Origin of the sequence: Streptomyces sp. ISL-1 (genome assembly GCF_018614585.1) — a bacterium.
GTDB lineage: Bacteria > Actinomycetota > Actinomycetes > Streptomycetales > Streptomycetaceae > Streptomyces > Streptomyces maoxianensis.
Genome location: NZ_JAGGOI010000029.1, coordinates 168,349 through 191,325, shown reverse-complemented (window position 1 = coordinate 191,325; position 22,977 = coordinate 168,349). Strand labels below are relative to the sequence as shown.

Below are 22,977 nucleotides of genomic sequence, written 5' to 3'. Positions count from 1 at the left end.
GCACTTCCCGTTGCGGTCGCACGATGCCATCAAGTACCGCACTCGGGAGGATCCGCCGTGACCGTCAGTCTTGAGCAGTTGCGCCGTTGCCATGTCGCCGTCGACCTGGGAGCCGCGAGGACCAGGGTCTTCGTGAAGGGGGCCGGGCTCGTCGTCGACGAGCCGAGCGTCGCCGCCGTGAACACCCGCACCGGCGCGCTGATCGCGGTCGGCGCGCTCGCCGAGAAGATGACGGGCCGTACGCCCGACTACATCCGCGTCGCCCGTCCCATCGCCGGCGGCACCGTCGTCGACATCGAGATGGCCCAGCGGATGCTCCGTCTCCTCCTCGGCGAGAAGCTCCGCCGCCAGTTGCGCCGCAAGCCGCGGCTGCGCGCCGCCGCCTGCACCCCGCACGACAGCGACCCGCTCGCCGAGCGCGCCGCCATCGAGACCCTTGTCGGCCTCGGCGCCCGCCGGGTCGAGCTCGTCGACACCCTGATCGCCGCGGCCGTCGGCTGCGGGCTGCCCGTGGAGCAGCCCACCGCGACCATGATCATGGTGTGCGGCGCGGCGACCACGCAGGTCGCCGTGCTCTCGCTCGGCGCGATCGTCACCGCCGAGCGGATCCCGGTGGGCGGCAACGCCATCGACCACGCGGTGATCCAGCACCTGCGCCACCAGCACGAACTGATGCTGCCCAGCCAGTCCGTACGCCCCCTCCAGCTGGCGCTGAGCGGCAACGGCCTCAACACTCACGGACCGGCGTCCACCGAGATCCACGGCCGGGACGTGGCGACCGGCCTCGCCCGCTCGGTGCGCGTCGACACCGCCGCCGTACGGAACGCCATCCACACCCCGCTCACCTCCGTGCTGGACGGCATCGGCAAGGTGCTGCGGGACTGCCCGCCCGACCTGGTCGCCGATCTCGCCGACCGCGGGATCATGATGGTCGGCGGGAGCGCGCTGCTGCCGGGCCTGGACCAGATGCTGCGCGATGCCACCGGGATGCCGGTGCACATCGCCGACCGGCCCGACGTCTGTGCCGTACTGGGGCTCGGCGCGATGCTGGAGGGCAATATCCAGCCGCTGGTCCTCGACCCGCTGGCCGAAGCCGGCTGAGAGCCTTCAGGCGGTCGGGGGCGCGTAAATCAGTCGCGCCGACCGTGGCCCGGGTCCGACGCTGTGCGCCATGAGTATGTGGACGACTGCGATGGCGGGCGCGGCAGCGGGCCTGGGTGTGGCGATGCCCGTGGGAGCGATGGGCGTACTCCTCATCCAGGAGGGCATGCGCGACCGCCGCGGGGCGGCGGCCGCGGCGGCCGCGGTCGCCGTCGTCGACCTCGCGTACGCCGCCGCGGCAACCGCGCTCGGCCCGCTCGTCGCCTCCGCGCTCTCCGGCGTCGAGGCCTGGGTCCGGCTGGTGTCGGCGACCGTGCTGGCGGTGATCGCGGTGCGGGGGCTGTTCGCGTCGCGGCACACGGGGCCCGCGCCGGAGAGCGAGAGCACGGGCACCGGCCCGGTGCGGACGTTCACCCGGTTCGCCGCGCTGACCCTCATCAACCCCACCACCGCCCTGTACTTCGCCGCCCTGACCACGGCTCAGGGCGCGGCTCTGAGCGGAGGCACGGCCGGCGCGGTGTTTGTCGGCGGGGTCTTCGTCGCCTCCCTGGCGTGGCAGCAACTGCTCGTCGCGGTCAGCGGTTTGGCGGGCACGCGAATCTCGGACACGGCGCGCGCGTGGACCTTCCGGATCGGGTACGGGCTGGTCGCGGTGTACGCGGTCAAGGTGGCGCTGCCGTTGCCGTAGCGCGCAGGGTGCCCGGGGCGCGGGTGCTTGTCCCCCAGAGCTCCGCCTGGGAGGTACCCCCATCCCGAAACTGGGGCGGTGCCCCAGACCTGCTGGGCATTCGCGTGAGGGCACCCCCAGCAAGCGACGGCTCCGCGACGCGGAGACCCCAGGCCCCCCACTTGGGGGCAGATGCCGGGTGTAGTGGGGGCCGGTAAGCGGCAACTTCGCGACGCCGATTGCCCCAGGGCCTTCACCGGCAGGGGGACGCGCAGGGGTCGTGTTCTGGACGTAAAGCGGCGCAACTCGCGCGAAGCGCGGTGAGGAAAGCAGTCCAGAATACGAGCCCCGGAGCGGCCCCAGACCCGCATCCCGCGACCCCCGGGCACAGGGGACGGCTCGGGGACCCGCACTCCGGACCCCCGCACCCAGGAACGGCCAAGACACGCACCGCGACCCCGCACCGCCCCGGGCACAGAGGACGGCTCTGGACCCGCACCCCGGACCCCCGCACCCGGGAACGGCCAAGACCCGCACCGCGGACCCCCGCGCCGGAGGCGACCCGCTCGGCGCGCGGCACCGCGGGCGCGCGAATAGCGTGGGAGGGATGGCATTCCTCGACCGGAGGCTTGGTTCCCATGGCCGCGCAACCCGAAGGCACCCCCTGCTGGACCGACGCGATGTTCCCCGACCTGGAAGCCGCCAAGAGCTTCTACGGTGACCTGTTGGGCTGGACGTTCGGCGAAGGCTCGCAGGAGTTCGGCTATTACACACAGGCGTACTCCGACGGCAAGGCCGTGGCCGCCCTCTCCCCGCAGATGCCTGGCACGGAAGGCACCCCGGCCGCCTGGAATCTCTACTTCGCCACCCCGGACATCGCCGCGACGACCACCAAGATCCGTGACAACGGCGGCGCGCTGACGATGGAGCCGATGGAGGTCGGCGATTTCGGCGCCATGGTGACAGCCCAGGACCCCAGCGGCGCGTACTTCAGCGCCTGGCAGCCCGGCAGCCATGAAGGCTTCGAGAAGACGGGTGAGCCCGGCTCGTTCGCATGGGCGGAAGTCACCACCCGCGACGCCGCGAAGGCGGACGCCTTCTACCCTGCCGTCTTCCCCTTCGAGGTGCAGCGGATGGCCGACGAGCAGATCGACTTCTGTGTGTGGAACATCAACGGCCGCCCGGTGGCGGGCCGGATGAAGATGACCGACGACTTTCCGCCCGAGGTCCCGCCGTACATCAATGTGTACTTCGGCGTGCCGGACTGCGACGCCGCGGTGGCCACCGTCGCCAACCGCGGCGGGCAGGTGCACTTCGGCCCGATGGACAGCCCGTTCGGCCGTTTCGCGGCGGTCGCGGACCAGCAGGGCGCGGCGTTCTCCGTCATCGATCTGCAGACGACCCGGGGCGAGATGCCGCAGATGACTTGACGCGCTTGTCATCCCCGTCCGCGTGACCGGTCTCCCGCGGAGGTGAGGAGGCCGGACCGTGAAGGTCTTGGCCGCCGGCGTCGCGCGGCCCCGGAGCCGCGGGCGACGGTCCGGGCGGCCGGGCGTCCGGGCCGGATCCGGACCCGTCCTCTCCGGCGCGGCGGACATCGGACCGGGGGTCCTCACCGTGCCGGGCCGTGGAATGGGGATCCGGCACCGCACCCGTGCCCACGGGCGGCGCGGGTTTGCCGTCCGAGGGAGAGGTGTTGACCTCCTCGGCGGGCGGATTTCCCGAATCAGCGCTCTGCCGGGTCCTGGGCGAGCCGACGGCAACGTTGTCTGTGGCCCAGCGCTGCGCCAATGAGCCGTCCCGGACCTTGACCACCACGGTCGCTCCGGTCTGCGCGGCGGTGGGGACGACGGCCAGTCCGTCGTTCCAGCGCGGAATCACATCGCCCTGGATCGTCAGGTCGTAGCGTACGTCCGCGGCGTTGGCCGCCGCCGGGTCCGCACACAGAGCGAGGACCATCACACCGTCCAGCTCATGGGAGTTGAGGCACAGTTCGGGGGCGGCGGCGCTGCGCAGCAGGCCGTCGTTCTCGTACACCCACTGCTGGGTCACGGAGCTGGAGCAGGGCGCCATCGTCGCCTCGGCGCCGAGTTGTGCCATGCGGTCGAGGATGTCGAGGCACAGGGCGGAGTCGACGTTGCGCAGTCTGGTGCTGAGCGGGCCCGTGGGAAGCGCCGCGGAGGTGGTCGACGGCTGCGGTGCGGGGCTGGAGGGCAGCTGGGATCCGGGGGCGGGGACCGCGCTGACGGAGCCGCTCGGGATGGCCGGTCCCGCATGGCTGTCGTCTTCCGGCCAGAGCTCGGTGACGACGGCCGCGACGACGAGCAGGCCGGTCACGACCCCGAGGCCGGTGACGACGGCTCCGCGCCCGCGGTGGGACAGCGACAGGGGGCGGCCCTGGAAGGTGACGCGGGGCAGCGAGCGCGGACGACCGCCCCGCGAGTGACGGCCGGCGCCGCGGACCGCGCTGGGCACCGGGACCGTTCTGGCCGTCCGGGGGCGGGCATTGCTGCGGGCGGGCCGCGAGTCGAGGTAGGGCCGGGCGGCCGGGCCGAGCACGCCTTCGGCCAGCAGGAGCGCGAGCCGGCCGTCGGCCTGGTTGAGCTGTTCGGCGCCGTAGCGACAGTGCTGACACTCCGCCAGATGCGCCTGGATGTCGGGGATCAGCGGTCCGCCACGGCGCAGGGATATGTCCAGCAGCCGGTTGTAGTGACGGCATTCCATGTCCGGGGCGAGTTCCAGATGGGCCCGCAGGCAGCCTTCCCGAAGGATTTCACGCGCCTGTTCGAGCTGGGCCGCGGCGCCACGGGGGTCGACGGCCAGCAAACCCGCCGGTACGGATATACCCTCCCCCTCGACCTCGACGTGCCACAGCAGACATTGAGCGGCGTCCGGCATTGCCTGGAAAGCCCGCGCGATCAGCCCCCGATTCTCCGGGATAGTGAACATGTCGACAGGCACGGCGTGTCCGGTGTCCGGATTCTGGAGTTCGGGTAGCGCGGTGATGCGCTCGTCCGCCGCCCACGCCTTGCCGATTTGACGGGCAGTCATCAAGAGAAGCGGACGAAGCGCCGCGGTCGTCCGGGCCTGCCGCAGGTTTTCCAAGACCTTGTGGGAGGCCGCGGTGGCGAGCATGGACGCCGCCCGGGCCGAAGGGGCGCAGATCGACGCATAGTCGAACACCGGTTGCCAGTGCCTCGCCAGCACCACCGCTACGGCGCGGGCCTCGCCCGTCGCCCCGCCGGCCCGTAGTGCCGCCGCGAGACCTTCGTCGGAGTCCCCGGAGCTGAGACCGGTACGGGGAGGAGGGACGGGACCCGAAGTACGGGGATTCTGCATAGATGTCTTTCCATCCAGGGCATTGCGGTGGGGGGTTGAACACGGTTCCGGTCGGGCCCGGGTTAACGGTCCTGACATTTCTGTCAGCTGAAAGGCTCGTGCTGCTTGGTCTATACCGATACCGCTACTAAATTCGAACGGCTGAACAAAATCGGCCTGTTGTTGGGACGGTGAGGAAGCTCACCCTTACACAACCCACAGGTGTGGAACAAGAGTTCCGGGAACCGCGACCATTCCGGGCACTGTCGGGAAATGAAAAGAACTACTCGACTTTTGTTCAGAGTTGGATGTAGTTGGATGGTCACTACCGTGGAGCAGGCGTCGCCGAGGCGAAGCGCGGCGCGGGCGCGCGGGGTCAGGCCGCGGAGGGCGCGCAGCAAGGTGGTCTTACCCGCGCCGTTGGGGCCGACGACGGCGATGGTGGCGCCGGGTTCGGCGTCCAGGGTGAGCTCGTTGAAGCCGGTGACCTCTGCGCGTAGCGGCCAACTCTCCCGCATTTCGGGGAGGTTGTAGTCCTTGGCCGGCTCGGCGGGAGGCGGCTGGGGTGCCTCCTCCGGGCGCTGCCTGCCGGGTGCCTGGCCGGGGCCCCCGCGGACCGGCGGCCGCGCAGGGCGATGAGTACCGCCAGGCGATGGCCCGTACACCTCCGACGGTCGGCGGCAGCACCATCGGCAACAGCACGAGGGAGCGTACGAGCGCTTTGCCGGGGAAATCGACACGATCCGGCAGCCAGGCCACTGGCACCCCCAGCAGCAGGGAGAGGCCGAGCGCCCAGAACGAGACGAGCAGCGACAGCTTCAGCGCCTCGGTGACGCCCGGGCCGCTGATTCATGGCAAATGCCGGACCTATTGGAGGAAGTCCCAAGTGCGGTGCCCGGCCACTTCCCGGGCCCGTGGCTACGGTGGCCTCATGAGCCTGAGCATCCGCAATCAGATCCCCGGCACCGTCGTCGCGGTCACGCCCGGCGAAGTGATGGCCTCCGTCAGGGTCCGCCTGGAGGGCGGCCAGGAGATCACCGCCGCGATCACCCTGGACGCCGTCAGCGAGCTGGGCCTCGCGGCGGGCTCCGTCGTACGGGCCCTGGTGAAGTCCACCGAGGTCGCGCTGGCCACCGCCACCGTCGAAGGCCTGAGCATCCGCAACCAGATTCCCGGCACCGTCACCGACGTAGCCGCCGGTGGCGCGATGGCGAGCGTCAAGGTCGCCGTGGTGGGCGCCGAGCTGACCGCCGTGATCACGAAGGACGCGGTCGCCGACCTGGGCCTGGTTGCCGGGTCCTCCGTCGTCGCGCTGATGAAGTCGACCGAGGTCTCCCTCGCCACGGCCTGATCGCGACCAGCGAACCGACCAGCCGTTCATCGGCCGACGCGGCGGCGCGGACCCGCGCCGCCGCTCGCTGCCCGGCCGCGGAGCCCTGGGAAGGCCAGGGCCGCCGGGCCACCACCTCAGCCGCCCAGCGCGTGCACCTCGTTGAGGATCGTCCGCATCTGTGGCGCCGACTTGCGGGCGTAGTCGCTGCCCGTGTACCCCCACCAGTCCCAGCAGCCCTGCGGGTTGCCCCGCACGATGCTGATGTCGGTCTGCGGGTAGAGGATCACCAGGTTGTTGGTGTCCGCGTACTCATTGAGATGCGACTCTCGCGCGAAACGGCCGGCGCATCGACAAGGTGGGCACGCTCCTGGGCGATGGATGGCGCCACGGCGACCGGGCCCTGCAGGTGCACCTGGCGCTCAAGCTGCATCTGACGGCAGGCTGACCAACCGCTCGGCGACGGTCCTGGCGTGCGTGCCCATGAGAATCGTGTAGTGGTTGGAGCCCTCGACCAACTGGGCGTCGAGGCAGACCACTTGCCGCACCCAGTGCTCGACCACCACCGCGGGCAGCATCGGCGGCGCCTGCCCCAGCATGCCAAGCGGGGCGTGCAGCAGCAGGGCCGGTACGGTCAGCCGCCCGAGGTCACCGCCGAAGGCGTCGGCGGAGCCGAGCAGATCCCGCCCGTCCTGCCGCACCGCGTCCTCGCGGGCCTTGGAACGCCGCGCACCCTGTGGCCCGGAGAGGTCATAACGCACGTACGCCTCGATGTCCTCGCTCCACTGAGGACCGAGCGCCGGATGCGCGCGGAAGAAGTCCACATACGCGTGATCGCTCTCGTACGTCTGGGAGAGCCGGGCGATGGCCGGGCCCAGGGTGAGATCGAGCAGGAGGTCCAGATCGGCGCCCTCGGGCACCGGCAGCGGAAGCCCGCCGTCGATGAGCAGCAGCCGGTCGAACAGCTCGGGCCTGCGGACGGCGGCGCGCAGGGCGACGTACGCGCCCATCGACTGTCCGGTCAGCGCGACCGGTCTGCCCCCGCCCAGCGTCTCGGCCACCAGGCAGAGGTCCGCCGCGTGCCAGTCGATGCCGTAGGGGCCCGGCGTGCCTGTGCTGCCGCCGCGACCGCGCAGGTCCGGCGCGTACAGGGTCCACTCGGCGGGCAGATGGCGGGCCATCGCACGAAACGACATCCCCGAGGCGGTGATGCCGTGCGCGGCGACGGCGACGCGCGGCCCGTTGCCGAAGCGCAGCACGCGAAGGGTGCCACCGTCGACAGGCAGGTCCATCTCGGTCGGCTCGTTCATGTCGTCTCCCGGTCGTGTTGGGCCGCGCCCGCGATCGCCAGGGCGTAGCCGCTGAAGGTGTCGGCGATCTGCTCGGGGGTGTACGGCTGCCGCGGCCCGTACCAGTGGGCGACCTGCCGGCCCATGCCGACGATCGCGGCGGCTGCGAGCAGCGGATCGGTGGCGGTGAACTCCCCCGCGCGGATGCCCTCGTCGAGCACCACGAGCAGCAACTGCCATGACTGCTCGCGCAAGGCCAGCGCGGGCGCGGCAGCGTCGCTCCCGAGCGCATGCATTTCGGCATTGGCCACCAGTGCCAGCAGTGGGTACTCAGCATGCGCCAGCACGTGGGCCCGTACCAGCGCGGCGAGTTGGCTGCCGGCGCCTGCCTGCGCGCGAACGAGAGCCCGCTGCAGCCGGACGTGCAGCTCCTGGTGCCCCAGGAGCACGAGCGCGGCCAGCACATGCTCCTTCGACCTGTAGTGGGAGTACAGGGTCGCGGAGTTGATCCCGGCTCGCGCCCCGATGTCCCGGATCGAGGTCCCGCTGAAACCCTTCTCCGCGAACAGCTCCAGGCCCGCGTGGAGGATCCGCCCCGCGGTACCGGGCGGCGCGGCCCGCTCGGGCAGTTCAGCCGTGACCGCCGCCGATCGTGCACGCTCCGGCATCTGGTACCCCAATCAATTGATTGGGAACCTATCAAGATGCACTGCTGATGAACACATCCGAGAGGCGATATAGCCAATCAATTGATTGGCTCAGCCGTCCCGGCGTTGCCTGGCGACGGCGCCACAGGCCGGGGACCCGGCCATGCGGCAGCATGGAGATGAGAACGGACCAGACGGCCGCGCGGCGCGAGGCGCGGAGCCGGCTGTGGCGGGCCGGCGGATGGGGAAGGGGTGCCCCGGATGGGTTCCGATGTGGATAACGAGCCGGTCGTGGACTCCCATGAGGTGGACCGGGCGGTGCAGCACGCCCTGGACCGGCTGACACTGCTGACCAACGCCGCCGACGCACTGGCCAGCACCCTCGACCTGGACGCGGGACTGCGACGCCTGTGCCGCACGCTGGTCCCGAGCCTCGCGGACTGGTGCGCGGTGGATCTGCTCGACGAGCATGGCCGTCTGCGCCGGCAAGTGATCGAGCACCGTGAGCCGGACCTGGCACCCGGCCTGTACGAGGGTGAACTGCCACCCGTGTCCGAGGATTCGGCCGCCTCACTGGCCCGCGCCCTGCGGGGGGCCGGGCCGCTGCTCGTCACGTCGTGCTCCGCGCCCGAGTCCGCGGCCGATCCTCTGCACGCCAGGGAACTGGAACTCTTCGACCGCCTGGGAGCGGACACGGTGGTGATCGCCCCGCTGCGCTCCCGCCGCCAGGTCCTGGGCGCGCTGACCCTGGCACGTATGACGAGCACCATGGCACTGGAGGAGGACAGTCTTCCGCTGGCGGAAGACCTGGCACATCGCGTCGCGCTCGCCGTCGACAACGGACGCCTGTACTCCGAGGTCCAGAAGACAGGCGAGCGCATCCAGCGCTCCCTGCTGCCCGAGCTGCCCACGCTCGGAGAGCTGGATCTGGCCGCCCGTTACCAGCCCGCTCTGACAACCTCCCAGGTCGGCGGCGACTGGTACGACGCGTTCGTCCTGCCCGGCGGGGCCACGGCCCTCATCATCGGAGACGTCGCCGGCCACGACCTGCAGGCCACCGTCACCATGAGCCACATGCGCAACATGCTGCGCGGCATCGCCTGCGACCGCAAAGAGCCACCCGGCAAGATCCTCGGCCGCTTGGACGCGGCCAACAGCATCCTCTACCCACACCAGACCCTGACCTGCATATACGCGCTGGTCGAGAAACCCGCGGCGGGTCAGCCCTGGGCCCTGCAGTACGCCGTCGCAGGCCACCCCGCTCCGCTGCTGATCACGGCCGAAGGCGACACCCGCTTCCTGAACCACGGCCGCAGCATGCTCCTGGGAGTGGATCCCACCCGGCAACGCCCCGACGCCACCGAAGTCCTGCCGGCGAGCGCCACCATCCTCTTCTACACCGACGGCCTCATCGAACGCCGCACCGAAGGCCTCGACCGCGGCGCGGCCCGACTGCGCCAGCACGCCGCAGCCCTCGCCCAGGAACCACTGGGAGCCCTCTGCGACGAGCTCCTCACCGGCCTCGCGCAGGACAGCAGCGACGACGTCGCCCTCATCGCGGTCCGCACACCCCCACCCCATGCGGGCCCCGCCACAGCCACCGCCACCGAGGACGGGAGCGCCGACACCTAGGGTCGGGCGCGGACGTCGCGCTGCCGCTACGGCGTCCCGCGCGAACAAGATCGGCAGGCACCCGGACCAGATGGATGAAATCTCGGACACTCGCGGGTCGCCGCAAGGCCTCTTGATCTTGGTGCGGGGTTACAGCGAGGGCCGCCACGGCTTCCGTGGCGGCCCTTGCCGAGGCGTCTCCGCTGCTCGGATCGTTTCTGCACGCGTAGCGCGCGGTGGGGTGGGTGGGACTCGAACCCACGGCCGACGGATTATGAGCCCTTTGGGGATCTTGGCGGCCCTTGTCGATCTTTGCTGATCCGCGACGTTTTTGCAGTTCAGAGGGGGCCAGCCGTGTCGGCGCTGCTTCGTCTTTGTCAGTCTGTTCCTGTCCTTGTGTCCTGACCGCGTCCCGGTTGGACGGGATCGAAGTGCACGAGAGCGATCGCGCCAGCCCGGAAAGGCAACCCGAACCTCCGCGCAGCGGATTCCCCTTCCAACGGGTGCTGGGGCGGAGCAGCCTGTCACGACTGCGCGCACTCCTCAAAGAACCATCGCTTGTTGAAGATCGGCGACCGCGCGCGGCCCGGCTGGTGGTGCCGCCGTTCACGAGGTGGCCCTGGTCGTCCCACAGTGTCCAGCCGGTCAGTTGCTGGCATTCTGGGTTCAGGCCCGGAGCTGTCCGGAACGAGGTGGCGCAGATGCTCGATTTGTCGTCCGAGTTGTCGGGGATCCCGGCGGGACGGGGACGGGCCCCCTGGCCGAACCACGAGTACGTGAAGGGTTGGGGCGTGTTCGGGCTGCCTTTCGACTCCGGTCACGTGCTCGCGCTGCGTGTGTTTCCGGAGAGCTCCTTCGGTCCTTATCGCACGGTGTGGCATCGCGACCCGAGCGGCAGGTGGTCGATCTACGTCGACGGGGAGCGACTCGACACGGCATGCCCGAGGTATTACGGCGCGGCCTGCGATCACACGGGCTACGCCCGGATCGGTCTCACGTGGACGGCCCCGGCCTCCCTGAGGGTGACGATGGATTCACCCTCGCTGAACTGGACTCTGACCGCCTCCGTGACCCGACTTCTCGGGTTGCTGAACCACGTCAGCGTGGCGCTGCCGCTGGCGACATGGCGTCCCCGAGCCCTGGTGGGGGCGCGCGAGCGATTGGCACGGGCGCTGGGGCTGGGCCGCCTGGAGATGACCGGCGTGATGCCGAGCGGCCACCCCGGAACGCTGATGCCACAGCAGATGTACTTCATCGACGCCTCACGAGCCACGCTTGATGGCGCAGACCTCGGACGCCCCGTTCAACTGCAGGAGAATCCGCGGATCGGTGACGTGCCCCTGCCAGCCCGCGGCGTCCTCGCCATTGGCCAGGCCGCCTGGCAGATCCTGGACCAGGCCGAATACGAGCGCACCCGCGGCGAGACAGCCCAGCAGCCCTGAACGGCGCGAAGCGGCGGTCGGGAATCAGCGGCGTCGCGCGTGCACGCGCGAGCGAAGGCTGCAGGGATGATCTCGCAGACCGGCGGCTTCAAGGAGCACAACCAGGTCGTGGTCGGAGTGCGCCAGGCCCAGAACTTCGTCCCTGCCGCCTCGGTGCACGCTCGCTCGCCGGCCGCCGCTCTCAGACGGCGATGAAAACGATCAGTGCACTTGCCACGTCACCCAGAGTGCACACTCCCTGGGGTCGGTGTAGCTCAGCTGCCGGCAAACCGCGGTTCATGACCTGCCTGGAGGCGATGGTCAACGACCTCCCATTACCCTCGACCGCCGCCGTGCAGGCATGGGAAGAGGTGTTGTGAGGTCGTCTTCATCCTCTTCCAAGGGCGGCAGCTCGATGCTGAAGTGCGGCTCGAGAAACAGATCGTCATGCTGTGGTGCAGTTGGAGAAGCGGCTGAGTTCTCAATGGGTCGGACGGCATCGCGACGGGAAGAAGCAGCAGGCATACAAAACCGTCCGGAGTCGAGGGGCGCGCGAATCCAAGGCGGAGCCGGCGATGTAGACCGGTCTCTGAGCACCCCGCGCGCGACTGCAATTAGACACCATGTCGGACGGCAGGACGTCAGCACCCGATGCCAGCGATCACGCGAGGTGGACCCGGTCAGCTGCGCCAACCCGCCACGATGGACGAGGCGAGCAGCGAAGCATCTGTCACAGGGCTGCGGAACTGCCCTCTCGCGTGCGGCCAGTTCGTATGTCACACCGTTCGTATGTCACACCGAAGGGGGCCAAGGGCTTCCAGAGTGCGTGGCTGGATGGCGCGCGTGATTTCCGGGTCTGGTCCAGATGCCGGTCGACGACCCGGAACCGCGCTCCGTACGCATGCGGCTGGGCCGCGAGAGCCAACCTGGTCGGCCCTCGCGCCTACCACCAGCCCATTGCTCGATTGAGCCGCAGACGTGGGAGCAGTGTGCCGGCGAAGTGCCGGCCGCGCGTTGTCACCCCCGTGTTGAGCCACCGATGATGCTGCAGATGTCCGCATCCGTGCAGGTACTCGGATCAGTGCCGGCGGCCCGATCAGCGAGTCCGCGTAGGGCGGTTCGGGTCTTGCGCAGCTCGGACATGCGCTTCTCGATGTCAGCCAGATGCTCATGGATCAGGTTGGTGACGTGGCTGCAGGGGGCCTCGCCGGAGTCCCGCAGGGCGAGAATGCTGCGGATCTCAGCGAGAGTGAGCCCGGCGCTCTGGGCGTCGCCGACGAACGCCAGCCGAGACGTGACCTCGGACGGATAGTCACGGTAGCCGCCCGAGGTGCGCGGCGGCGCGTGCAGCAGGCCGGCCTGTTCGTAGAAGCGGATGGTCTTGGCGGTCAGTCCGCAGGCCGTGGCGAGGTCCCCGATGCGCATGCCTCCAAGCTACGCCTGGACCTTCCAGCGCGCTGGAAGGTCTACCGTCGATGGCATCTGCAGTGACTTGGGAGGACGACGCCATGCGTATCACCGTTCTGACGGTGCCCGACTGCCCCAACGCCCCCTTGGCCCAGGAGCGGATCCACCTCGCGCTCGGCGAGCGGAGCGCGGAGGTGGAGCTGAGCGAGGTCACCGGTGAGGCGCAAGCTGCCGAGCGTGGCATGACCGGCTCGCCGACCATCCTGATCAACGGAACGGACCCCTTCGCCACGCCGGGGGCCGCGACGAGCGTCTCCTGCCGCCTGTACCGGGCTCCGGACGGACACACCGAGGGGGCCCCGAGCGTGGCCGACCTGCGCCGGGCGCTCGAGATCGCCGGAGTCACCACGGACTGCGAGTGTCCGCCGATGGATGCGGCGGGCCGCGCTGGGCGCGGTCGGCTCGCCCCGGCCGAAAGGGGCCTGCGATCCGTGCAGCAGGCGGTAGTTCGCCACTTCGCAACGAGGGGCCGGGCACCGGAGGCGGCCGACCTGGAAGAGACCGCCGCCGGCCAGGGCCGTCAGGCTGCCGATGTCCTGGCCGAGCTCGCGGCTGAAGACTTCCTCACCCTCGACGCCGACGGACGGATCCGGGCGGCGTACCCGTTCTCCGCAGTGCCCACCGCCCACCGGGTCCGCTTCCCCGACGGGACTCAGGCATGGTCGATGTGCGCCATCGACGCCCTGGGCATCCCCACCATGCTCGACACGGACGCGGTGATCACCTCCAGCGACCCTGTCACCGGCGAACCGATCACCGTCAGCTCCACCAAGGGCCACATGGTGTGGGAACCGGTGACCACCGTCGTGTACGTAGGTCAACGCTCCTGCACCGGCCCCGCCGCCGACATCACCTGCGGCGCCCTGAACTTCTTCACCAGCCGCGCCACCGCCCACGAATAGTCCACGCAGCACCCCGACTTCACCGGCAGCGTGATCGGCCAAGCCGGCGCCGAAGCCCTGGGGCAGGCCATCTTCGGCTCCCTGCTGACAGACTCCGAACGGGTGAGGTTGGTGACCTCATTCCGAATCCGAACTATCGCCCCGAGGCCGAACGTGTCCCATGACCCAGAAATCATGTACGACAAAGAGATCACGCTAGTCTCCGATGAGGAGGTCCTGGTAGGGAGACTCGTCGGCGTGTACTCGGGAACTGAGTACACGGTCCGCATCACCTACAGGACAAGCACGCCAGAACATACAGCGTGGAACCTCTTCGATGCCTTGGTGCAAGTGCGAACCGACCTGGAACGCGATGGGCTGAAACCGGCGGTGGAGGGCGCCTGCCGGGACGTCTATCCCAGCAGAATGGCCATGGACATGGGAGGCGGTAGGCGGGCCTATCGATGGTCGCAGTCCGGTCGGCCGGCAACCGTGGACATCTTTGACGGTGTGCCAACTGCGGACTACGCACGACTCGCCTACGTGGCTGAGCAAAGCGACCTGAACAAGCAACGCAGAAAGCGTGGTAATGAGTAACCCGAAGACGGTGATACCGCCGGTGACCGAAGCGGTGCGTGCGGAGGCAGCAGTCCGTCCGGGCTCCTGGGTGTGGCCACCGCCGCCGAAGGGGCTGTGATCCAGCTCTGCGCACCGGGCGGCTGCCGGGGACGGCGTCCCTGTCGCCGAGAGCCACCAGGGCCTGGTTTGCACGGCCCGGTGAACCGGAGGAATCGGGGGCGCGGCACCCGTCGGCTGAAACGCGTCTTGGTCAGGCGCGGACGTCGCGCTGCTGCACTTCCTTGAGCACCGCCGCCACAGCGGCGAAGTCGTTGTCCGCGTGGAGCACCGTGTGGCGGTGGTGAACCGCAGTCGCGCACACCAGGAGATCGATGGCTCCTGCCGCACGGTGTTGTCCGCGCTGGGTGAGCTTGTACTGGGCGGTGTCCACCCAGCGCCACGCGTTCTTCGGCACCGGCGCCGGCCGGCACAGCGCGTCGAGCTCTTCGCCGAGGTCGTCGCGATGAGCCGGGCTGGTGGCCGAGTACAGGAACTCGGTGCGTGTGGGCTCGCAGATCGAGAACACGCCGGCGGCGATGTGCCCCTCCCACGGGCGCAGCGCCCCCGGCGTACGGAAGAGGTGCCACAGAGCGGAAGTATCGAGGAGATACGTGATCACTCGAAGGCCGCCCGGCGTGCCCGCTTGGCGGCTTCATGGGCGGCGGCAGCTGCCTCGAACTCGCCCCCCTCGCCCCGCCCCGCCAGCTTCTCGGCCGCCTCAAGCCGCTTGATTCGCGCGACATAGTCCCGCAGAGCCGCGTTGACGGTCTCCTTCTTGGTGGACGTGCCCATCAGGCGCATCGCCTCGGCCAGCGCCTCGTCGTCGAGGTCGATCTGGGTAACGGACATGCGACCACCTCACCCCTGAGTCCACGATGTACATACTCAAGCTACATCTCCAACATTCGACGTGTCGGCGTCCCGCGCGAACAAGATCGACAGCCACCCGGACCAGATGGATGAAATCTCGGACACTCGCGGGTCGCCGCAAGGCCTCTTGATCTTGGTGCGGGGTTACAGTGAGGGCCGCCACGGCTTCCGTGGCGGCCCTGCCGAGGCGTCTCCGCTGCTCGGATCGTTTCTGCACGCGTAGCGCGCGGTGGGGCGGGTGGGACTCGAACCCACGGCCGACGGATTATGAGTCCGCTGCTCTAACCGGCTGAGCTACCGCCCCTAACGGCGCGTCGCGCACAAATGTGCGCGCCGTCTGCCGCAGCATAGCCGCTCATACGATCTCCTGCCTCGGATGGTCGGCAACGCACAACCATGAGGACTGCGCTGCCCCCTGCCCGGTTCCAGGAGCCGTCCAGAAGTCTCGCCGAGCCGCCACGAAGTCGGCCAGGACACGAAAAAGGACCCCCTGCGGGGCCCTCTTCCGGCATCTGCTCCCCCGGCTGGACTCGAACCAGCAACCCTCCGGTTAACAGCCGAATGCTCTGCCAATTGAGCTACAGGGGATCGCGCTCCCCCGACTGGACTCGAACCAGTAACCTGCCGGTTAACAGCCGGCTGCTCTGCCAATTGAGCTACAGGGGATTGCTGCGTGTGCACCGAACGTACCCACCCCGGGCGTCCCGGGGGGCGTGTGCCCGCTGCGACACATACATTAGCGCAAGCAGGGGGGTGCTCCGCCAATCGGTAAGGCCTGGGTGAACAGGGCCTGGCCGGGTAGGTGCTGAGCACCGAAGCAAGGGAAGGGTGGCAGCCATGCGGTACAAGCTCACGTTCCTCGCCGGACTGGCCCTCGGCTACGTATTCGGCACGCGGGCCGGGCGCGAGCGCTACGAGCAGCTCAAGAAGTCCGTGCGCGAGTTCTCCCAGAACCCCGCCGTGCGCAATGCCGCGGAGTCCGCGGCACACAACGGCCGCGAGGTCGCCGGCAAGGCCTTCCACGCGGTGAGCGACAAGGTCTCGGAGCGGATGCCCGACTCGGTGGCCGAGCGGGTGCGGTCGCTTCGGGAGCGGAGCGGGAGCGGGGAGGACGACTGGGGGACCACCAATACATGACCGCCAGCTGGGCGTATCCGGCGGCAGGTGACGCCGTACCTCCGCGCGTGCGGCAGAATCTTCAGTCATGGGGATAGTCGCCGGCTTGGACAGTTCGTCTGCATTCACGCGCATCGTTGTCTGTGACACGGACACGGGTGCCGTGCTGCGCCAGGGGTATGCGCCGCACCCCGTCGAGGCGAGGGCCACGGAGATCGACCCGCAGGTATGGCTGCTCTCGCTCGGCGAGGCCGCGGCCGGTGGGCTGCTCGAAGGCGTGCAGGCCATCGGCGTCTCCGCGCAGCAGCACGGCCTGCTGACACTGGACGCGCAGGGCAATCTCGTACGGCCCGCGCTGCTCGGCAACGACAAGCGGGCGCAGGCCGCGGCGGCTGATCTGATCGACGCGCTGGGCGGGCGGCAGGCCTGGGCCGAGGCCGTCGGCTCGGTGCCGCAGGCCGCGCAGCCGGTGGCAAAGCTGCGCTGGATGGCGCGCTCCGAGCCCGAGTCGGCGCAGCGCGTCGCGTCCGTCATGCAGCCGCACGACTGGCTGGTGTGGCAGCTGCTCGGGCGCCCGGCCCACAGGACCACGGACCGCGGCGGCGCTTCCGGCACCGGTTTCTGGTCGGCGGGCACGGGCTCGTACCGGCCCGACCTGGTGGAGCTCGCGCTCGGTCACCACTGCGCGCTGCCCGAGGTGCTCGGTCCGGCCGATGCCGCGGGTACGACGCCCGAGGGGCTGCTGATCTCCGCCGGGACCGGCGAGACCATGGCGGCGGCCTTCGGGCTGGGCGTCGGGGTCGGCGACGCGGTGGTGTCGCTGGGGGCCTCCGGCTCCGTGATGGCCGTCCACCACGAGGCACTGGCCGATCCGAGCGGGATGATTACGTCGTTCGCCGACGCGACCGGGATGCATCTGCCGGTGGTGCACACGCTCAATGCCGTACGGGCGCTGCGCGGCACGGCCGAACTTCTGGGCATGGAGGATCTCGACGAGCTCTCCGCGCTGGCCATGAAGTCGACGCCCGGTTCGTCCGGGCTTGTGATGCTTCCATACCTGGAAGGCGAGCGCACTCCGCAACTGCCGCACACCGCCGGGACGTTGAGCGGTCTGCGCCGCGAGTCGATGAAGCCCGAGCATCTGGCGCGGGCCGCCTTCGAGGGCATGCTCTGCTCGCTCGCGGACGCCATGGACGTGCTGCGCGGGCGCGGGGTGGAGGTGCGCCGAGTGTTCCTGCTGGGTGGCGCCGCCGAACTGCCCGCCGTACAGACGGCGGCGCCCGCCATCTTCGGGGCGCAGGTCGTGGTGCCGCAGCCCGCTGACTACGCGGCGCTGGGCGCGGCCCGGCAGGCCGCGTGGGCGCTCGGGGTCTCACAGGGCACGCTGTCGCCGGCCGCTCCGCCGGCCTGGCAGGGCGCCGCGGCTCAGGTCTTCGAGCCCGGTGAGGAACTGGCGGTGGGTCAGGCGGTCCGCCAGCAGTACGGCGCGACGCGGGACCAGATCCACCCCGGGGCGTTCAACCCGACATCTTGACCCTGCCTTGAATTAATCCCTTGAGGTTCCCGGGGCGGAGTGTCGCAAGATGGGGTGACCCCTTGATCTTGCCGACTCCGAGAGACCGCGTGTGCTGATACGACTTCTACGGACGTATCTGAGTCCGTACCAGAAACCCATCATCCTGCTGGTGGCGCTCCAACTGCTGCAGACCAGCGCCACTCTCTATCTGCCCACCCTCAACGCGGACATCATTGACAACGGTGTCGTGACGGGGGACACGGGTTACATCCTCCGGCTCGGCGCGGTCATGATCGCCGTCAGCGTCGTCCAGGTTGTCTGCAACATCGGCGCCGTCTTCTACGGCGCGCGGACCGCCTCCGCGCTCGGACGCGATGTCCGGGCCGCCGTCTTCGACCGGGTGCAGAGCTTCTCCGCGCGCGAGGTCGGCCACTTCGGGGCGCCGTCGCTGATCACCCGTACGACCAATGACGTCCAACAGGTGCAGATGCTGGCCCTGATGGCGTTCACGCTGATGGTGTCGGCGCCGATCATGTGCGTCGGCGGCATCATCATGGCCCTCGGCCAGGATGTGCCGCTGTCGGCCGTGCTGCTCGCGGTGGTGCCTGTGCTCGGCATCGCGGTGTCGCTGATAGTCAAGAAGATGCGGCCGCTTTTCCGGACCATGCAGGAGCGTCTGGACACGGTGAACCGGGTGCTGCGGGAGCAGATCACCGGCAACCGCGTCATCCGCGCCTTCGTACGCGACGAGTACGAGAAGGAGCGGTTCCGCGGGGCCAACACCGAACTGACCGATGTGTCCCTGTCCACCGGCCGGCTGATGGCCCTGATGTTCCCGACCGTGATGACGGTGGTGAATGTGTCGTCCATCGCCGTCATCTGGTTCGGCGCCCAACGGGTCGACAGCGGCGCGATCCAGATCGGCGCGCTGACCGCGTTCCTCGCGTATCTGATGCAGATCGTGATGGCCGTGATGATGGCCACCTTCATGTTCATGATGGTGCCGCGCGCCGAGGTCTGCGCCGAGCGGATCGAGGAGGTGCTGGCGACGGATTCGAGCGTGGTGCCGCCCTCCGAGCCCGTATTGCAGCTGCGCCGCCACGGCCATCTGGAGCTGCGGGAAGTGGAGTTCCGCTACCCGGGGGCCGAGGAGCCGGTGCTGCGCGGCGTCGATCTGGTGGCGCGGCCCGGTGAGACGACCGCGATCATCGGCTCGACGGGCAGCGGGAAGTCGACGCTACTCGGGCTCGTACCACGGCTGTTCGATGTGACGGGCGGCGAAGTACTCGTCGACGGGGTGGATGTGCGTGAGCTCGATCCGGCGCTGACGGCGAGGACGGTGGGGCTCGTGCCGCAGAAGCCGTACCTCTTCTCCGGGACGGTGGCCACGAATCTTCGTTACGGAAAGCCCGGCGCGAGCGACGACGAGCTGTGGCAGGCGCTGGAAGTCGCGCAGGCCGCCGGCTTCGTACGGGATCTTGAGGGCGGGCTCAACGCGCCCATCGCGCAGGGCGGCGCCAATGTCTCCGGCGGGCAGCGCCAGCGCCTCGCGATCGCCAGGACCCTGGTGCAGCGGCCGGAGATCTACCTCTTCGACGACTCCTTCTCGGCGCTGGACTACGCGACGGACGCGGCGCTGCGCGGGGCGCTGACGCGCGAGACCGCCGAGGCGACTGTGGTGATAGTCGCCCAGCGGGTGTCCACCATCCGCGACGCAGACCGCATCGTGGTCCTGGACGAGGGGCAGGTCGTGGGGACCGGCAGCCACCACGAGTTGATGGAGAGCAATGAGACCTACCGAGAGATCGTGCTCTCGCAGCTGACGGAGGCGGAGGCCGCATGAGCGGGCCGGGCGGACGGATGATGATGGGGCCGGTCGAACGGTCCATGGACTTCATGGGTTCGGGCAAGCGGCTGCTGCGGCAGCTCGCGCCGGAGCGGGCGACGCTGTGGGTGATGCTCGCGGCGGCTGTGCTGAGCGTCGCGTTCGCGGTGGTCGGGCCGAAGATACTCGGGCAGGCGACCGACCTGGTCTTTGCGGGGGTCGTCGGCCGGGAAATGCCGGCGCAGACCAGCAAAGAACAGGCGATCGCCGACCTGCGGGACAAGGACCGGGGCGCGCTCGCCGACATGCTGTCCGGTGTGGACTTCACGCCCGGCGACGGCATCGACTTCACCGCCGTGGGCCATGTGCTGCTGGTGGCACTGGTGGTGTATCTGGCAGCGGGGCTGCTGATGCTGGTGGCGACGCGGCTGTCGATCCGGGTGATCAACCGGACCGTGTACCGGATGCGGGAGGACGTGCAGGCGAAGCTGTCGCGGCTGCCCCTGTCGTACTTCGACCGGGCCAAGCGCGGCGAGGTGCTCAGCCGGGCGACGAACGACATCGACAACATTTCGCAGACGCTGCAGCAGACCATGGGGCAGCTGATCAACTCGCTGCTGACAATCGTGGGCGTGCTGGCGATGATGTTCTGGATCTCGCCGCTGCTCGCGCTGGTCGCGCTGGTGACGGTGCCGGTGTCGGTCTTCGTGGCCACGAAGGTCGGCAAGCGTTCGCAGCCGCACTTCGTGCAGCAGTGGAAGACCACCGGCAAACTCAACGCCCATATCGAGGAGATGTACACCGGCCATGCGCTGGTGAAGGTCTTCGGGCGCCAGAGCGAGTCGGCGCAGGGCTTCGCCGATCAGAACGAGGAGCTGTACGAGGCGGGTTTCAGGGCCCAGTTCAACAGCGGGGTGATGCAGCCGCTGATGCTCTTCGTCTCGAACCTCAACTATGTGCTGGTGGCGGTCGTCGGCGGACTGCGGGTCGCGTCCGGAGCGCTGTCCATCGGCGATGTGCAGGCGTTCATCCAGTACTCCCGGCAGTTCTCGATGCCGCTGACGCAGGTCGCCTCGATGGCGAACCTGGTGCAGTCGGGCGTCGCGTCGGCCGAGCGGATCTTCGAGCTGCTGGACGCGGACGAGCAGGAGGCGGACGCTCCGTCGGCCGAGGGCCGGTCCGGGCAGCCGCTGGGGCAGGTCTCGCTGGAGAAGGTCGCCTTCCGGTACGACCCGGACAAGCCGCTCATCGAGGATCTGTCGCTGAGCGTGGAGCCGGGTCATACGGTCGCGATCGTCGGCCCGACGGGTGCGGGCAAGACGACGCTGGTGAATCTGCTGATGCGGTTCTACGAGGTCACGGGCGGCCGGATCAGCCTGGACGGCATGGACATCGCGAAGATGTCGCGGGAGGAACTGCGCTCCGGCATAGGGATGGTGCTGCAGGACACCTGGCTGTTCGGCGGCACGATCGCGGACAACATCGCGTACGGCGCGTCCCGCGAGGTAACCCGCGAGGAGATCGAGGAGGCGGCGCGCGCGGCGCACGCCGACCGTTTCATCCGTACGCTCCCCGACGGCTACGACACGGTGATCGACGACGACGGCTCGGGCGTGAGCGCGGGCGAGAAGCAGCTGATCACGATCGCGCGGGCGTTCCTGTCCGACCCGGTGATCCTGGTGCTCGACGAGGCGACGAGCTCGGTCGACACCCGTACCGAGGTGCTCATCCAGAAGGCGATGGCCCGCCTGGCCCACGGGCGTACGAGCTTTGTCATCGCGCACCGGCTCTCCACCATCCGGGACGCGGATGTGATCCTGGTGATGGAGAGCGGCGCGATTGTCGAACAGGGCACGCATGAGGGACTGTTGGCGGCGGGCGGGGCGTATGCGCGGCTGTACGCGGCGCAGTTCGCGCAGGCGGTGGTGGAGGTGGAGTAGGGGGCAGGGGGTGCCGGGGGCGGGGGCGCCTGCGGCGGGCTTCACCCCACCCCGCCCTCCCCCTACGGCCTGGCGGCCGTGGGAGGGCGGGGTGGAGAACAAGCCCCGCGCAGCGGACCGCGCCCCTCAGTCCAGGTAGCCCCGCAGCTGGTCCGCGAACGCGTGGTCGCGCAGCTTGTTGAGGGTCTTGGACTCGATCTGGCGGATGCGTTCACGCGTCACGCCGAAGATCCGGCCTATCTCCTCGAGCGTGCGCGGCCTGCCGTCGACCAGCCCGTACCGCAGCTGGACCACCTTGCGCTCGCGCTCGCCGAGGGTGGAGAGCACCGCCTCCAGGTGCTCGCGCAGCAGCAGGAAGGCGGCCGACTCGACGGGGGACGCCGCGTCGCCGTCCTCGATGAGGTCCCCGAGGGCGACATCGTCCTCCTCCCCCACCGGCGCGTGCAGGGAGACCGGCTCCTGGGCCAGCCGCAGTACCTCGCTGACCCGCTCGGGCGCCAGGTCCAGCTGGACGGCGACCTCTTCGGGGGTGGGTTCGTAGCCGCGCTCCTGGAGCATCCGGCGCTGGACCCTGATGACCCGGTTGATCAGCTCGACGACATGGACCGGGACACGGATGGTGCGTGCCTGGTCCGCGAGAGCCCGGGACATGGCCTGGCGGATCCACCAGGTCGCGTACGTGGAGAACTTGTAGCCGCGGGCGTAGTCGAACTTCTCGACCGCCCTGATCAGGCCCAGGTTTCCCTCTTGGACGAGGTCGAGCATGGTCAGCCCGCGGCCTACGTAGCGCTTGGCGACGGAGACGACGAGCCGGAGGTTCGCCTCGATCAGCCGGCGCTTCGCCATCCGGCCCATGACCACCAATTTGTCGAGGTCGACGGCGAGTTGGGAGTCGTCGATGTCGGGGGTCTTGCCGAGTCGCTCCTCGGCGAACAGACCGGCTTCGACGCGCCGCGCCAGTTCGACCTCCTCGACGGCCGTGAGCAGCGGAATTCTGCCGATCTCCCGCAGATACTGACGGAACAGGTCGGATGACGGCCCGCTGCTGTCGATGCGGCCGACCCGTCGTTCCGGAGGCTCGGGAACTTCCACCGGATCCTCGACGACGGTCTCCGGGACCGCTTCGGGAACGGGAACCTGCGCGGAGACGGCCGCGACAGCATCGGTCTCGGTCAGGGTCTGGGTCTGCACGGGGGCGACCTCCAGGTGATCGCTGCCGGTTCGGGGGCGTGCGGCAGCGGGACGGAGGCGGCCGGGCCGCTTTCCGTCCCGTACACGATGAACGGATCCGCGGGGGTGAGGGGCCCACTGGTGTGGACCGGCCGCGCTCCGGGGACTCAGGCACCGCACCCCAGTGTGG

The 22,977-nt window shown here is 69.5% G+C and carries 21 protein-coding genes, 3 tRNA genes and 1 pseudogene; 13 read left to right on the top strand and 12 right to left on the bottom strand.

Annotation, left to right across the window (positions count from 1 at the left end; translation table 11 throughout):
• Nucleotides 1-57 precede the first annotated feature (57 nt).
• The 3 genes from J7E87_RS20565 to J7E87_RS20555 all read left to right on the top strand — a co-directional run bounded on the left by J7E87_RS20565 (nt 58) and on the right by J7E87_RS20555 (nt 3,198).
• Entirely contained in the window at nt 58-1,101 is a 1,044-nt protein-coding gene (locus tag J7E87_RS20565) for a rod shape-determining protein (RefSeq protein WP_215095932.1), read from the top strand.
• Between the two features lie 70 nt (nt 1,102-1,171).
• Entirely contained in the window at nt 1,172-1,789 is a 618-nt protein-coding gene (locus J7E87_RS20560) for a LysE family transporter (RefSeq protein WP_215095931.1), read from the top strand.
• Nucleotides 1,790-2,406: 617 nt separating this feature from the next.
• Nucleotides 2,407-3,198 carry a VOC family protein gene (locus J7E87_RS20555; protein WP_215095930.1) on the top strand — a complete coding sequence of 264 codons (792 nt, stop codon included), beginning with the start codon at nt 2,407-2,409 and terminating at the stop codon, nt 3,196-3,198.
• On the opposite strand, the gene J7E87_RS20550 is transcribed toward J7E87_RS20555, so the two are convergent.
• Together J7E87_RS20550 and J7E87_RS36515 are read right to left on the bottom strand one after the other, a co-directional pair.
• Nucleotides 3,152-5,107, bottom strand: coding sequence for an RICIN domain-containing protein (locus J7E87_RS20550; protein ID WP_251017714.1), 1,956 nt, complete (start codon nt 5,105-5,107; stop codon nt 3,152-3,154). The two genes, J7E87_RS20555 and J7E87_RS20550, sit on opposite strands and share 47 nt — an antisense overlap.
• Before the next feature lie 110 nt (nt 5,108-5,217).
• Nucleotides 5,218-5,604 carry an ATP-binding cassette domain-containing protein gene (locus J7E87_RS36515; protein ID WP_374195198.1) on the bottom strand — a complete coding sequence of 129 codons (387 nt, stop codon included), beginning with the start codon at nt 5,602-5,604 and terminating at the stop codon, nt 5,218-5,220.
• Nucleotides 5,605-6,017: 413 nt separating this feature from the next.
• Between J7E87_RS36515 and J7E87_RS20540 the strand changes: the two genes are divergently transcribed.
• Nucleotides 6,018-6,437 (top strand): molybdopterin-binding protein, encoded by a 420-nt coding sequence (locus tag J7E87_RS20540; RefSeq protein ID WP_215095929.1) that lies wholly within the window; start codon nt 6,018-6,020, stop codon nt 6,435-6,437.
• A gap of 116 nt (nt 6,438-6,553) precedes the next feature.
• Here the strand turns inward: J7E87_RS20540 and J7E87_RS35175 are convergent, their stop codons facing one another.
• The 3 genes from J7E87_RS35175 to J7E87_RS20525 form a co-directional block, all read right to left on the bottom strand.
• Nucleotides 6,554-6,706, bottom strand: coding sequence for a hypothetical protein (locus J7E87_RS35175; protein ID WP_251017713.1), 153 nt, complete (start codon nt 6,704-6,706; stop codon nt 6,554-6,556).
• A gap of 132 nt (nt 6,707-6,838) precedes the next feature.
• On the bottom strand, nt 6,839-7,726 hold the full coding sequence (locus tag J7E87_RS20530; protein ID WP_215095928.1) for an alpha/beta fold hydrolase: 888 nt from the start codon (nt 7,724-7,726) through the stop codon (nt 6,839-6,841).
• Nucleotides 7,723-8,373 (bottom strand): TetR/AcrR family transcriptional regulator, encoded by a 651-nt coding sequence (locus tag J7E87_RS20525; RefSeq protein WP_215095927.1) that lies wholly within the window; start codon nt 8,371-8,373, stop codon nt 7,723-7,725. The genes J7E87_RS20530 and J7E87_RS20525 overlap by 4 nt, the downstream gene beginning before the upstream one ends.
• Before the next feature lie 270 nt (nt 8,374-8,643).
• Here J7E87_RS20525 and J7E87_RS20520 point away from each other — a divergent pair, with 270 nt between their 5' ends.
• The 3 genes from J7E87_RS20520 (at nt 8,644) to J7E87_RS35905 (ending at nt 11,600) form a co-directional block, all read left to right on the top strand.
• Nucleotides 8,644-9,984, top strand: a complete 1,341-nt coding sequence (locus J7E87_RS20520; protein WP_308312984.1) for a SpoIIE family protein phosphatase — start codon at nt 8,644-8,646, stop codon at nt 9,982-9,984.
• 671 nt (nt 9,985-10,655) lie between these two features.
• Nucleotides 10,656-11,405 carry a hypothetical protein gene (locus J7E87_RS20515; RefSeq protein ID WP_215095925.1) on the top strand — a complete coding sequence of 250 codons (750 nt, stop codon included), beginning with the start codon at nt 10,656-10,658 and terminating at the stop codon, nt 11,403-11,405.
• A 66-nt stretch (nt 11,406-11,471) separates the two neighbouring features.
• Nucleotides 11,472-11,600 (top strand): hypothetical protein, encoded by a 129-nt coding sequence (locus tag J7E87_RS35905; protein ID WP_285427352.1) that lies wholly within the window; start codon nt 11,472-11,474, stop codon nt 11,598-11,600.
• 801 nt (nt 11,601-12,401) lie between these two features.
• Here J7E87_RS35905 and J7E87_RS20510 read toward each other — a convergent pair.
• A complete protein-coding gene (locus tag J7E87_RS20510; protein WP_215095924.1) occupies nt 12,402-12,809 on the bottom strand; it encodes a heavy metal-responsive transcriptional regulator in 408 nt (135 codons plus the stop codon).
• Nucleotides 12,810-12,892: 83 nt separating this feature from the next.
• Between J7E87_RS20510 and merB the strand changes: the two genes are divergently transcribed.
• Entirely contained in the window at nt 12,893-13,753 is an 861-nt protein-coding gene (merB, locus tag J7E87_RS20505; RefSeq protein ID WP_215095923.1) for an alkylmercury lyase family protein, read from the top strand.
• A 30-nt stretch (nt 13,754-13,783) separates the two neighbouring features.
• Nucleotides 13,784-14,329 carry a hypothetical protein gene (locus J7E87_RS20500; protein WP_215095922.1) on the top strand — a complete coding sequence of 182 codons (546 nt, stop codon included), beginning with the start codon at nt 13,784-13,786 and terminating at the stop codon, nt 14,327-14,329.
• 232 nt (nt 14,330-14,561) lie between these two features.
• Here J7E87_RS20500 and J7E87_RS20495 read toward each other — a convergent pair whose 3' ends face one another.
• The 5 genes from J7E87_RS20495 to J7E87_RS20475 form a co-directional block, all read right to left on the bottom strand.
• Nucleotides 14,562-14,969 carry a PIN domain nuclease gene (locus J7E87_RS20495; protein ID WP_215095921.1) on the bottom strand — a complete coding sequence of 136 codons (408 nt, stop codon included), beginning with the start codon at nt 14,967-14,969 and terminating at the stop codon, nt 14,562-14,564.
• Nucleotides 14,966-15,199, bottom strand: a complete 234-nt coding sequence (locus tag J7E87_RS20490; protein ID WP_215095920.1) for a type II toxin-antitoxin system VapB family antitoxin — start codon at nt 15,197-15,199, stop codon at nt 14,966-14,968. The genes J7E87_RS20495 and J7E87_RS20490 overlap by 4 nt, the downstream gene beginning before the upstream one ends.
• Nucleotides 15,200-15,450: 251 nt before the next feature.
• Nucleotides 15,451-15,524, bottom strand: a tRNA-Ile gene (locus tag J7E87_RS20485).
• A gap of 211 nt (nt 15,525-15,735) precedes the next feature.
• Nucleotides 15,736-15,808 (bottom strand) — tRNA-Asn (locus J7E87_RS20480).
• Between the two features lie 5 nt (nt 15,809-15,813).
• A tRNA-Asn gene (locus J7E87_RS20475) sits at nt 15,814-15,886 on the bottom strand.
• A 171-nt stretch (nt 15,887-16,057) separates the two neighbouring features.
• On the opposite strand from J7E87_RS20475, the gene J7E87_RS20470 reads away from it, so the two are divergent.
• The 4 genes from J7E87_RS20470 (at nt 16,058) to J7E87_RS20455 (ending at nt 21,617) form a co-directional block, all read left to right on the top strand.
• Entirely contained in the window at nt 16,058-16,357 is a 300-nt protein-coding gene (locus J7E87_RS20470) for a YtxH domain-containing protein (RefSeq protein WP_215095919.1), read from the top strand.
• Between the two features lie 67 nt (nt 16,358-16,424).
• Nucleotides 16,425-17,870 (top strand): FGGY family carbohydrate kinase, encoded by a 1,446-nt coding sequence (locus J7E87_RS20465; protein ID WP_215095918.1) that lies wholly within the window; start codon nt 16,425-16,427, stop codon nt 17,868-17,870.
• 91 nt (nt 17,871-17,961) lie between these two features.
• Complete coding sequence (locus J7E87_RS20460; RefSeq protein WP_215095917.1) at nt 17,962-19,695, top strand: ABC transporter ATP-binding protein; 1,734 nt, start codon at nt 17,962-17,964, stop codon at nt 19,693-19,695.
• Nucleotides 19,692-21,617, top strand: coding sequence for an ABC transporter ATP-binding protein (locus J7E87_RS20455; RefSeq protein ID WP_215095916.1), 1,926 nt, complete (start codon nt 19,692-19,694; stop codon nt 21,615-21,617). Before J7E87_RS20460 ends, J7E87_RS20455 begins: the two co-directional genes overlap by 4 nt.
• Nucleotides 21,618-21,743: 126 nt before the next feature.
• On the opposite strand, the pseudogene J7E87_RS20450 reads toward J7E87_RS20455, so the two are convergent.
• Nucleotides 21,744-22,962, bottom strand: a pseudogene (locus tag J7E87_RS20450) (RNA polymerase sigma factor).
• Between the last annotated feature and the right edge of the window lie 15 nt (nt 22,963-22,977).

Coding starts and splice junctions, on each gene's coding strand:
- J7E87_RS20560 (WP_215095931.1), top strand. CDS start 1,172: ATGAGTATGTGGACGACTGCGATGGCGGGCGCGGCAGCGGGCCTGGGT.
- J7E87_RS20555 (WP_215095930.1), top strand. CDS start 2,407: ATGGCCGCGCAACCCGAAGGCACCCCCTGCTGGACCGACGCGATGTTC.
- J7E87_RS20550 (WP_251017714.1), bottom strand. CDS start 5,107: ATGCAGAATCCCCGTACTTCGGGTCCCGTCCCTCCTCCCCGTACCGGT.
- J7E87_RS36515 (WP_374195198.1), bottom strand. CDS start 5,604: ATGCGGGAGAGTTGGCCGCTACGCGCAGAGGTCACCGGCTTCAACGAG.
- J7E87_RS20540 (WP_215095929.1), top strand. CDS start 6,018: ATGAGCCTGAGCATCCGCAATCAGATCCCCGGCACCGTCGTCGCGGTC.
- J7E87_RS20530 (WP_215095928.1), bottom strand. CDS start 7,726: ATGAACGAGCCGACCGAGATGGACCTGCCTGTCGACGGTGGCACCCTT.
- J7E87_RS20525 (WP_215095927.1), bottom strand. CDS start 8,373: ATGCCGGAGCGTGCACGATCGGCGGCGGTCACGGCTGAACTGCCCGAG.
- J7E87_RS35905 (WP_285427352.1), top strand. CDS start 11,472: ATGATCTCGCAGACCGGCGGCTTCAAGGAGCACAACCAGGTCGTGGTC.
- J7E87_RS20510 (WP_215095924.1), bottom strand. CDS start 12,809: ATGCGCATCGGGGACCTCGCCACGGCCTGCGGACTGACCGCCAAGACC.
- merB (WP_215095923.1), top strand. CDS start 12,893: ATGCGTATCACCGTTCTGACGGTGCCCGACTGCCCCAACGCCCCCTTG.
- J7E87_RS20490 (WP_215095920.1), bottom strand. CDS start 15,199: ATGTCCGTTACCCAGATCGACCTCGACGACGAGGCGCTGGCCGAGGCG.
- J7E87_RS20470 (WP_215095919.1), top strand. CDS start 16,058: ATGCGGTACAAGCTCACGTTCCTCGCCGGACTGGCCCTCGGCTACGTA.
- J7E87_RS20465 (WP_215095918.1), top strand. CDS start 16,425: ATGGGGATAGTCGCCGGCTTGGACAGTTCGTCTGCATTCACGCGCATC.
- J7E87_RS20455 (WP_215095916.1), top strand. CDS start 19,692: ATGAGCGGGCCGGGCGGACGGATGATGATGGGGCCGGTCGAACGGTCC.